The organism is Alistipes intestinihominis (genome assembly GCF_040095975.1).
Classification (GTDB): Bacteria; Bacteroidota; Bacteroidia; order Bacteroidales; family Rikenellaceae; genus Alistipes; species Alistipes senegalensis.
The window spans coordinates 14,512-26,170 of the sequence record NZ_JBBMFL010000022.1; the positions used below are offsets into that span (position 1 = coordinate 14,512).

Below are 11,659 nucleotides of genomic sequence, written 5' to 3' on the forward strand. Positions count from 1 at the left end.
GACAACGATGAAAAACAGCCTTACAGACAGCATCAACAAAACGTGGCGCACGGGCATCCTGCCCCTCGTCACGGCACTGCTCCTGCTGACCGGATGCGAGATGGATTCGGACATGGACCTCCCGCTGAACGTGGACTCCAACGCATATACGCTGACGGCGGAAGCCGGCTCCACCCAGGTACGGATCTACTCCACCGGAGAGTGGTCGGTCCGTCTGTCGGAAGATGTGGACTGGGCCACGATCAACCGCCTGAACGGCTCGGGCAACACCCCCGTCCTGTTCAAATACTCGGCCAACTACGGCGTGCCGCGCGCCGTGGAGATCATCTTCACCCGCGGCGGACGGGAACAGACGATCCGCATGACGCAGGAGGGGAAAGACCCGGTCCTGACGCTCGACGAGAGCCGCATCGAGCTGTTCAGCAATCCGTGGAACCTCCGCATCGGGCTGGAGAACAACCTCAAGGAGAATTACAGACAGATCCGGGATTCGATCGCCTATTCGGTCATTCCCGACGAGGACGACGACGAAACGCCCGAGCCCGACCAGGAGTGGATCGAGAATCTGGAGATCGGCACCGATGCCGTCACGTTCAGCACATTGGAGAACACCTCGCCGCGCAAGCGTCAGGCCGCGATCACGCTGACCTACACCGATGCCAGAGAGAAGAAACACACCGTCACGCTGACCGTCACGCAATCGACCGAAAAGGCGTATATGACCTTTTCGCCCGACCGCGTCAAGACCACACGCAAAGCCTCGACCGTCAAAAGCGAGGTGAAGCACAATCTGGGAAGCCTGATCGCCGGCGTGGTCTGCACCGCCAGCTACGAGGGAGCGTCGGCCGACTGGATCGAGAACATCGCACTCGAAGACAAAGTGCTGTCATTCGACGTGAAGGAGAACGATTCGGGAGGTCCGCGCAGCGCTTCCATCAGTTTCTCGCTTCCCGACGAATCGCTGGGAAATCTCGTCCCGGCCGAACCGTTCGTCGTAGAGCAGACCTACGAAGCCGACTACCGCACGCTGATTCAGGGCGAAAGCGGACAGGTGACGATCAACGACCCCGGAGCCTTCTTCGAGGGCATCGTGATCAGCGACAAGGACAACGCCAACGTGGAAACCACCCCCAACTCGGCGCCCAACGCCACCGACTACACGGTAAACGCCAAGACGGCTTACGTACAGATGCTCGACGGCAGCTACGGCTACCGCCTGCAATTCAACTCGGCGGCGGACAACACGCTGGCACGCTATTCGACCGTGAAGATCGCTCTCGACGGCCTGACACTCACCAAGGAGGCCGATCCCGAACGCTATACGCTCAGCGGACTTACGGCCACCGACATCGTCGGGCAGACGCCCGGCACGGCGAGCGACCTCGTCCGCAAGGAGAAGCCGATCGGCCAGCTTACCGACGAAGATATCTATACCTACGTTTCGCTCAAAGAGGTCGAGTTCGCTTTGCCCGACGGCAGCTACACGAACGTCAACGAAGGCTATTTCGGAACGGCGAACCACACCAGCTGCGTACCCCGCACGCTCTACGACAAGGACGGCAATACGATCTCGATGCTGATCAACAACAAGACCCCGTGGCGGCGCGACGGAAGCGGCATGCCCAAAGGCAAAGGCACGCTGAGCGGCGTCATCGTCCACGACCTGCAACCCCGCTACGGCTATACGAACGAGGGATACATCGGCCGTTATTCGGTCCGCGTGCTCGAAAAGGAGGAGATCGGACTCGCCGCATCGGAGGCTTCCTCCAACCGCAAAACGCTCGTGGAGTGGAACTGGAACGACGCCGAAATCAAGACCAACGCCGACGGCACGATCGCCCCGGACCTGGGCAGCGGTTCGCTCTGGTGCACCGACCCCGCAGCCACTCACGCGCTGGACAACGAGTACAACGGACTCACGACGGGCGCCGGACTGAACAGCAAGAACGCCCTGAAATTCGAAAACACCTACTGGTGGAACTTCGACGAAAACACGGGATATGCCGTGGCGCTGAAATTCTCGACCGCAGGCGCAGGAGAGAAACTCTCGCTCAACTTCACCAACTCGCAGGGCAACGCAGGAGCCACGAGCATCCACGGCCCGGTATACTGGCAGGTGGAGTATTCGACCGACGGCACGAACTTCACCGTACTGCCCGAATCGGGCTTCTGCGCCCGTCCGTTCGTCTTCTGGTCGGCGACTATGACCTATTGCGCGACGCCGGGCTATGCCGACCGCGTATTCATCCTGCCGGACGCCCTGCGCAACCAGCCGGAAGTCACGCTGCTGATCAAGGCCCGGACCGCACAGTGCATCGCCTCGAACACCGCCACGGTGGCCGAGGGCGACACGGGCGCGATAACCTCCGACATGCCGGCAAACAAACGTTCGCCGATGCGTTTCGGAACCATAGCCGTAAAGAGTAACAAATAAATCCGAACACGATGGAACAGATAAAATCACTGTACCGAATAGTGCTGCTCCCGCTGCTGGGAGGAGCGATGCTCGCAGCCTGCGAAAAGGACAACGGCGAAGAGACCCGCGTCTCCGAATTCGGGCCCGTACAAAAGGAGTACGTCACCGATTGGAAGAGCGGCACGGGTTCCGTATCCGTGCTCTCCAACCAACCCTACGACATCGCGCTGATCGACCCTGACAACGGATGGCTCGAAATCGACACCGAAGGCCGCGGAACGCATTTCACCGGCGACGACAAGTTCGGCATCCGCTTCGACACCAACGACGGATTCCCGCGCATGGAGGGCATCCGGCTCTGGACCCGCGACCGGGCCGATACCGTCTACATCAAACAGGAGGGCTTCACCAACCCGGAACTGAACTTCTCGACCCGGAGCATCACGGTCCTCGGCGACGGAGGACAGGCAACCGCCCAACTCACCACGAACCTCGAACTGGAAGACCTGCAACAGCAGATCGTCTACACGAGCGACGACGAAGGCGGCTGGATACGGGACCTCGACATCAGCAACGGATTCCTGATCCTCCAAACCGACCCCAACTCCGATCCCGAGGCGCTGCGCAATGCGCGTATCACCCTCAGCTACCGCGACGGCTGGAACCGGACCACCTCTTCGACGGTCTACATCACGCAGGCCAACGCCAAGAATGAATTCGGCCGCGAAATCTCGTTCGGCGAGGTGCGCGACATGCCGGGCGTCGTGAACCGCGACATCTTTATCGAAGGCCGCATCATCAGCGACATCGGCAACGGCAACAACGGCGAGAACCCGATGAAAACCCAAACGTCGATCGACTATACGGAGACCTATCGCACGGCCTACATCCAGAGCCTCGACGGATCGCAGGGCTTCATGATAAAGACCGTGACCGAAGACGACAACATCTTCGAGCGTTACAGCAAGGTCCGCATCCTGCTCAAAGGCTCCACGGTAAAGCAGGAGGTAGACCCCGACCGTTACATCCTCGAAAACATCACCTCGGCGATGGTCATGTCCTCGGTCTCGGGATCGGCCTCCGACATCCCGCAGAAACAAAAATATTACGACGAGCTGACCGATCAGGACATCTATACCTGGGTGACGCTGCTCGACTGCGAGCTTCCCGTGCGCAAAGGCAGTCTGACCCCGATCAACGAAGGCTACGCCCGCAGCACCGGAGCCAACCGCGAAACGAAATACCCGATGCTGGTGCGCGACAGGAAGGGCAGCAGTTTCTACATGCTGACCAACACCACCTGCAAATACCGCCGCGACGGGCAGATGCTGCCCTACGGTTCGGGAAATATCTCGGGAGTCGTGGTGCACGAAACCCATGACCGTTTCGTCTGGAACGGCGAGCAGGGCGCCGGCGACATCGGACGCTACCAGATCCGCCACCTCACCCGCGAAGACATAGCCCTGGAAAAGGATTTCTCGAACAGTTTCTCGGCCCTGCTGACCGAATACCGTTACGGAAAACTCGAAAGCAAGATTTTCCGGCCCACGACCGGCGACAACGGCTATCTGACCTTTACGCATCCCGACGAGACTTCGGGCAACGCCGGCTGGGGGACAAGCGATCCGAGTTACCTCGGGCCCGTCGGCAACGACTATAACCTCGACAAAGAAGGGCCCACCGCCGGTGCCCATACCGGCAATGTCAACGGAAACGGCGTCATCGAAAACGGGGTGCAGATGTGCACGAGCGCGGGCACCAATACCGACGGCAAAGGCAACGTGTCGAGCGAGGATTTCTCGGCCTGGACCAACAAATGCCAATGGTGGAACACCGAAACCGACCGCAGCGAAGCCTGGCTGCTCCACGTCTCGACCGAAGGCGTCACGACCGACGTGCTCTCGATGCAGATAGCCATACAGAACCGCACAATCGGAGGCCCCCGCTACATCAAGGTGGATTGGTCGGAGCACGGCGACAACAACCGCGACGACTGGAACCGGATCACCGAATTCCAGGTTCCCGACATCGTGAACTGGTCGCTGACCCAGTTCTGGCAATGCGCCGGCTACAAATACATCGACATTCCCCTGCCGCTCGAAATGCTCGGCAAGAACGACATATGCATCCGATTCTCGGCCGCAAACAAGAAAGCCGGATCAGTCGAGGAATTTGATGCGGAAACCATCGGTACGGGAGAGATCGCATTCTCCTACATCGGCATTCGCTACAACAAATAAACGACATGGAAAGCCCCGTCTGCACGGCGTCGCAGACGGGCGCTTTTAACCCCGCAACTCCGAATACAACTGTGAAACACATTTTTCTGGCATTCATCCTCGCGGCCTGGGCTCTGCCGGGCCATGCCTCCTGCAACGACCGCATCGCGGTCGTTCCCCGCCCCGCCTCAGTCACCGAATCGAAAGGATCGTTCCGCATGACCGGACGAACACCCGTCGTTCTGACGGATGAACGGCTGCGCGGTCCCGCCGAGATTTTCGCCCGCGCCGTCGGAACCCTTACGGGAACCGCACCGGCCGTCACGACCCGAACAGCGAAAAACGCCGTAACGCTGCGGCTGGCACCCGGATTCGACACCGAAGAGTATCTGCTGGAAGTCACGAAAAAAGGCGTCGCAGTCACGGCATCGACCCCGCAGGCGGTACTGCACGGGCTCCGGAGCCTTCAGCAGCTGATCGGCGACGGAGAGATCCCGGCCTGCATCATCCGCGACAAACCCGTGTTCGCCTACCGCGGAGCCATGCTCGACGTATGCCGCCACTTTTTCCCGGTGGAGGACATCAAGACCTACATCGACATCCTCTCCCTGCACAAGATCAATAAATTCCACTGGCATCTGACCGACGACCAGGGATGGCGCATCGAGATCCGGAAATATCCCCGGCTGACGGAGATCGGCTCCAAACGCAGCGAAACCCTCGTCGGACGCTACGACAAAAACCGGAAAGGCGTGTACGACGGCAAGCCTTACGGCGGCTTCTACACGCAGGACGACATCCGCGAAATCGTGCGCTACGCCGCCGAGCGTCATATCGAAGTGATTCCCGAGATCGAAATGCCCGGACACGGACTGGCGGCGCTGACCTCCTATCCGTGGCTCGGATGCACGGGAGGTCCCTACTCCGTATGGACCCACTGGGGAATCAGCGACGACGTTTACTGCGCCGGCAAGGAGACGACATTCGAATTCGTCGAGGAGGTGCTTTCGGAAGTGCTCGACCTCTTTCCCTCGAAACTGATCCACATCGGCGGCGACGAGTGTCCCAAAAGCCGCTGGGAAGCGTGTCCGCACTGCCAGCGGCGCATCCGCGAGGAGGGGCTCAAAGACGAATACGAACTGCAAAGCTACTTCATCCGCCGGATCGAACGGTGGATGCACACCCGCGGCCGCGAGATCATCGGCTGGGACGAGATTCTCCAGGGCGGCGTCTCGAAAACGGCGATCATCATGTCATGGAACGGCAAGGAACCGGGCATCAAAGCCGCACGGCAGGGAAATCCGGTCATCATGGTTCCCAAATGGCACTGCTATTTCGATTACAGCCAAACGTCCGATCCCGACCGCTACGAACCGCTGGGCAATCCCCGTTACGTCCCGGTGCGGCAGGTCTACCGCCTCGAACCCTGCGACCAGCTCGCGCTGCCCGACCAGAAGCGGATCATGGGCGTGCAATGCAATCTCTGGACGGAGTACATCGGCGATATCGGACATGCACAGCACATGGTGCTGCCGCGCATGGCGGCTCTCTCGGAGATCGGCTGGGCCTGCGACCGCAAGGACTACAACGACTTCGTGAGACGGGTTCCCGCGCTGGTCCGCATCTACGAAGCGGAAGGCTACCGCTATGCCCCCTATCTGTTCGAAGGCATCGAATAACGGCCGCCGCATATAGAAGAACACCCCGCAGGTTTCAGAACCTGCGGGGTGTTTTTCAATGGATCACTCCACAGTCACGGGCAGCTCCACCGCAATGTCCGCCGATGAAGTTCCCAGCGAAAGCACATACTCTCCGGGATCGACGCGCCAGCCGTGCGTCCGGTCGTCCCAATAGGCCAGGGCGCTGCGATCGAGCTCGAATTCGATCTCCCCGCTACTGCCCGGAGCCAGCTCCACCCGGCGGAAGGCTTTCAATTCCTTCTTCGGCCTCACGACCGAGGGATTCCGCTGCGAGACATAGAGCTGCACGACCTCGGCTCCGGCACGGGAGCCCGTGTTGGTCAGAACGGCACGAACGGTCAGCGGACCCTTCGCCGGAAACCGCTTCGCAGCACGGGGCTTCGACAGCGAAAAAGTCGTATAGGAAAGCCCGAACCCGAACGGATAAAGCGGCGCGATCCCCTTGGCTTCATACCAGCGGTACCCCACCAGTACACCTTCCGCGTAGTCAACGTCGTAGATCCGGATCAGCTTTTCGTTATAGGCCCGCGGCGCCTTGTTGTAGAACTCCGCACCGGCCGGCATCGTCCCCTTGGCCGGAGAGTCCGCGAACTCCCTTTCGATGGTGACCGGAAGTTTCCCCGAAGGGTTGATCCGGCCCGAAAGTATTCCCGCCAGAGCCGTCATGCCGTTCTGACCGGGATACCAACCGTAAATCACCGCCGCAGCCCGGTCGTTCCAGCCGCTCATGCGGATTCCCGACCCCGAGTTGACCAGCACGACCGTGTTCGGATTCGCTTCGACGCACATGCGGATGAACGCCTCCTCTTCCTTCGGCAGGGCGAACGGACGCTCGAACGACTCCACGTCGATCGTTCCCGCCGAAAGCAGGACGACATCCGCTGCCGCGAGCTGCTCCCGCGTGGGACGCTCCACGACCTGCACGGCGTCGCCGAATTCCGCCCGAAGGGCCTCCTCAAGCGAAACATTGTCGTATCCCAGCACTTCGGCCGACGAAGAGGTGCTGCCCCCGGTGCGGGGTATCTCCCGGATAAAGCGCCCGGTGAGCAGAATCCGGCGGCCGGCGGCCAACGGCAGAATCCCGTCGTTACGCAACAGCACGGTGCCTTTCGCCGCGACTTCGCAGGCCGTTTCGGCATGCGCCGGGAAGCGGTCGAGCAGGTCGGGACGGTATTTCACCCGGTCGTAGAGCCCGAAAGCGACGGCGGTGGCGACGTTGGGCCGGATCATCCGTTCCAGATCCTTTTCCGAAATGCGCCCCTGGCGAAGCAGTTCCCGCACCTCCTGAACGAATTCGCGGCGGCCGGGCATCTCCGCATTCTGGCCGCTCCTGACGACCTTTTCCGTGTCGTACACGGAGCCCCAGTCGCTCATCACGCACCCCCGGAATCCGAGTTCGCCGCGCAGCAGCTCCCCGATGACGCGGCTGTTCTGACCGGCCCACTCGCCGTCGAGCTGGTTATAGGAGGTCATCACGTAGGCCGCACCGGCCTCGATGCCGGCGCGGAACGGCGGCATGTAGATCTCGTGCAACGCCCGTTCGCCGATCAATGAATTGGACCGGCGGCGGTAAAACTCCGTTTCGTTGCCGATGAAGTGTTTCAGGCAGGCGGCAGTCCCCGTCTGTTGCATTCCCCGCACGTAGGCCGCAGCCATGACGGAAGTCAGCAGCGGGTCTTCGCCGAAATATTCGAAATTGCGGCCGCATTGGGAGTTGCGGGCGATGTTCAGCCCCGGGCCCAGCAGCACTTCGATACCGCCCGCACGGCACTCCTCCCCCACGGCCTCCGCATAACGGAAGGCCAGATCGGGATCGAACGACGAGGCGAGCATGATCGGACAGGGAAAGGCTGTCGATCGTTCCAGCTGGCGGACCATCGTGGAATCGGGCAGGTTGTTGCGCAGATGGACGCCCTGCGTGGCGTCGGAGAGATAGAGATAGGGAATCCCCTTCTCCGGAACGCCGTAGAAGAAAAACGAGGAGTAGCCGCGCGCAAAACGGATCTTTTCGTCGAGGCTGAGCCGGGCGATCAGGGAATCGGCCCGCCGATAGGCTTCATCCCAGGCGACGGGCTGCCGGGCGAAGAGTCCGGCGGCCGTACAGCAGGCCGCCAGGGACAACATGATTTTCCGTATCATAAATATCAGTCTGTTTTCAAAAAGAGAGAGGTCGGAAAACACTCCGGCCCTCTCTCCCGGTTTCGTATGTTCTCTATTTCGTCACACAGATATTGTCGATGAACCAGCGGGAGAACTCGCCCGAAGCGGGTTCGCTCGTGAACCGCACGGCCGTGGAGGCCGTCGCACCGTCGATCGTCAGCGTGAAGCGTTTGAACTTGGTATAGTACAGCCCGCTCACGACCTTCTTCGACGCCCCGTCGATCGTTCCGCCGCCGATCACCTCGACGACCACCGATTTCAAATCGCCTTTCAGGTCCTTCGCACCGCTGTTCGCGTGCACCGAAGTGTTCTTATAGGCCATAGCGTCGAACGACAGCGTGAGGGTTCCCGAAGCCCCGAAAGCGGGCGTCAGCAGCGATCCTACGTTGTTCGTGTAGGAACCCTGGGCGACGGTCTGCGTCTCCACGAAGCCGATCTGGGCATATCCCGGACGCTGGCGGACATGCGTGCCCGAAAGGCCGTTCTTCGCCGCGGCGTCCCACACCGAAATGTCGCTGCCGCAGAAGTTGAGCATCGCGGCCAGTTTGTCGCCGTGGCGGTAATCGAGCCCCGTCGTCAGGTTGTCGAACGGTTCGAAATAGAGCGCTCCCGCGGGTTTTTCGGTGCTGAAGGCAGGAACCTTCTCCACGACGGCGCACGAATGGAGGCGGATTTCGCCGCCGTTGGCCACCGTTCCGGCGTTCACCGTGACCTGATTGAACGGCGTCACCCGGATGTAGAGCGTTCCGCGGCGTTCGAGCGGGATTTGCGGTGCGATGTCGATCGTCCAGTAGAAGAAGTTCTTGCCGCTGCCGACCGCCTTGCCCTGCGGAATCACGAAATGGGGCTCGTCGGCCGGAGCCGGCGTATACCAGACGGCATTGTCGTTCGAATAGGAAAGCGTCCAGTTGGCCGGAGCCGTTCCCGAGGCGCTCCAACCGAACGAGAAGCGGAACGGACCGTCGATCGTCTCGTCGAGCGGGAAGGTGAAGAGCGCATAGTCCTTATCCTTGCCGCCGGTCCACGACTTCATCGGCAGGTTGTGGTGGCCGCTGTTCTCGTTCCAGTAGCGGAAGCCCAGGTTATTGCCCGAGGAGCTCAGCTTGGCCGTGATGTTGGCGCCCGTGCCGTCCATCGCCGTCGCCGAAACGCCGTCGATCGACCCCGTGCCGTTCGAACCGGAATAATAGATATACTTGCCGTCGCCGTTGGCCGCCGTGCGGGTCATGACCGACAGCACGTAGGGAAGCGTGATGCCGCCGTCGAAGCGGGGCGCGTTCATCGCCGCGAAATCCGCCGCCGTGCAAGGCATCACGACGCTGTTCCCGTCGTACACGCCCGCAATGCCGCACAGCCGGCCGCTGCCGACCGGCACGGCGTCGATGCCGAACGTGCTGTTCTGCCGCGCATAGAGCGTGAAACGCTCGTCGTCGGCCGTCTGTACGGTGACGTTGTCGCTCAGCACCTTGCTCAGATCGCTGACCACCACCTGTACGTCGAGCGACACGTACATCGACTCGTAATCGCCCGACGCGAGCTGGGCATAGGTCACCGGCAGCGCCTCGGGCGTCACCTGCGTGGTTTCAGAACGCACCACCCGGTCGTCCGAAACGGGCTTCAGCTCCATCACGCCGGTCTCGGCGTTCACACCCACCACGGCGCCTTTCAGGTCGATCTCCAACTCTTCGCCCGGATTGCGGTAAAGCGTTTCGTCGGTGCGCAGCGTGATGCCGCAGCGGGGTTTCAGGTCGCTTTGCAGCGCAAGGCAGTTATCGAAGTAGTTGTTGTCCTGAACGCTCGACACGACGATGCCGCGGAGTTTCACCTCCTGCGTCACGGTGTAGTCGCCGTCGGCGGCCAGCGCCCGCAGGTCGGAAACGCTCAGATAGCCGTCGGACGTAGCGGAAGCCTGCACGAAATTCAGCTCCTCGGCCACCGCAGCATTGCGCCTGGCCGCGACGCGCAGCGTGAGCGAACGGCTCGCGGAAGTCGCATTTTCACCGATCGTCACCGCCACCGTCGCCGTGCCCGTCGCTTCGGAGCGCGAGAGCTGCGCCCACGACGTGTCGTCGCCCGTGACGGATATCTGCCAGTCGCAGTTGGCCCTGACCTCGAACGAGAGCGTCGTGCCGAATGACGGGGCGAGGATCGCATGGGTATCCAGCGTGATCGACTGCATCGGCAGCGCCACGTCGTCCTTGCACGCCCCGGCCGAAAGCAGCAGCGCGAGGGCCGCCGCCGTCCGGAAAAAGCTGTTTGAAAGTCTGTTTTCCATAATCGCTTACTTTTTGAGGTCCACCAGTACGGGAAGGTGGTCGGAAACCTTCATCACATTGATCTCCTCGTACGAGGGCACGGCCGTGCGCAGCACCTCGTACGACGGCGAATTGCCCGTATAGACGAGCACGAAGTCGATGCGCGACGGCGAAGAGCTGTTCACGAAGGTGTTGGCCGACGTGCTGATAACCTTCCACGACTTGGTAGCGGCCAGCGGAATGTTTTTCATATTGAGGTCGCCCGCCAGATAAATCGGTTTGGCATAGGCGGCGTAATTGGCAGTTATGTACTCGCCGATGATCTCCAACGACCGCTCGCGGTTGGCCGCCTCCTTATGGCAGAAATGCGTGGCGATGAAGATATAGTCGTCAAACTCCGCGAGGAAGAACTTCCGCGCCTCGGTTCCCGGCAGATCGCCGGCATAGGTGGTCTTGGGCACCGTCTTGCAGAGAATGCCGATACCGTAGTCGCCGCCGCGGTAATCGATCGTCTTGCAGTAGTAAGGCCGCATTCCGGTACGGTCGGCCAGTTCCTGCAACTGGTCGGTGGGATGCCACGTGGTGTTCTTGTCCAATTCCTGCAAGGCGATCACGTCGGGGTCCATCAGCGAGATGACCTTGGCCGTGTTGTTGTAGTTCGCACGGTCGGTCCCGGCGTTCTGGGTCCACCCCTCGCAGCGGTGGGTGTTGTAGGTCGCCAGCCGGACCGAGTTGGGCAGGCGGTCGTAGCCCTGCCCGTCGTAGGGGTTTTCGGGCTCGTCGGAGGTCATGTCCCCGAAATCGAAATCGGAGTTGTCGCCCGACAGGTCGGAGCACGCCGCTGCGGAGAGGACCAGGCAGCAGCCGAATAAAGCAGACAGTATGAATCTGGTGATTTTCATGGTGGTT

At 61.1% G+C, this 11,659-nt stretch carries 6 protein-coding genes; 3 read left to right on the forward strand and 3 right to left on the reverse strand.

The window, feature by feature from the left end; all coding sequences use genetic code 11:
• Positions 1-7: 7 nt before the first annotated feature.
• The 3 genes from WMO46_RS14355 to WMO46_RS14365 all read left to right on the forward strand — a co-directional run bounded on the left by WMO46_RS14355 (position 8) and on the right by WMO46_RS14365 (position 6,314).
• On the forward strand, positions 8-2,434 hold the full coding sequence (locus WMO46_RS14355; RefSeq protein WP_349094557.1) for a BACON domain-containing protein: 2,427 nt from the start codon (positions 8-10) through the stop codon (positions 2,432-2,434).
• An 11-nt stretch (positions 2,435-2,445) separates the two neighbouring features.
• Positions 2,446-4,656 (forward strand): hypothetical protein, encoded by a 2,211-nt coding sequence (locus WMO46_RS14360; protein WP_026076464.1) that lies wholly within the window; start codon positions 2,446-2,448, stop codon positions 4,654-4,656.
• 71 nt (positions 4,657-4,727) lie between these two features.
• Positions 4,728-6,314 (forward strand): beta-N-acetylhexosaminidase, encoded by a 1,587-nt coding sequence (locus WMO46_RS14365; RefSeq protein ID WP_349094558.1) that lies wholly within the window; start codon positions 4,728-4,730, stop codon positions 6,312-6,314.
• A gap of 63 nt (positions 6,315-6,377) precedes the next feature.
• Here the strand turns inward: WMO46_RS14365 and WMO46_RS14370 are convergent, their stop codons facing one another.
• The 3 genes from WMO46_RS14370 to WMO46_RS14380 form a co-directional block, all read right to left on the reverse strand.
• A complete protein-coding gene (locus WMO46_RS14370; protein WP_349094559.1) occupies positions 6,378-8,474 on the reverse strand; it encodes a beta-glucosidase family protein in 2,097 nt (698 codons plus the stop codon).
• Positions 8,475-8,547: 73 nt separating this feature from the next.
• Positions 8,548-10,770, reverse strand: a complete 2,223-nt coding sequence (locus WMO46_RS14375) for a DUF5689 domain-containing protein (protein ID WP_349094560.1) — start codon at positions 10,768-10,770, stop codon at positions 8,548-8,550.
• 6 nt (positions 10,771-10,776) lie between these two features.
• Complete coding sequence (locus tag WMO46_RS14380; RefSeq protein WP_349094561.1) at positions 10,777-11,652, reverse strand: endonuclease/exonuclease/phosphatase family protein; 876 nt, start codon at positions 11,650-11,652, stop codon at positions 10,777-10,779.
• Between the last annotated feature and the right edge of the window lie 7 nt (positions 11,653-11,659).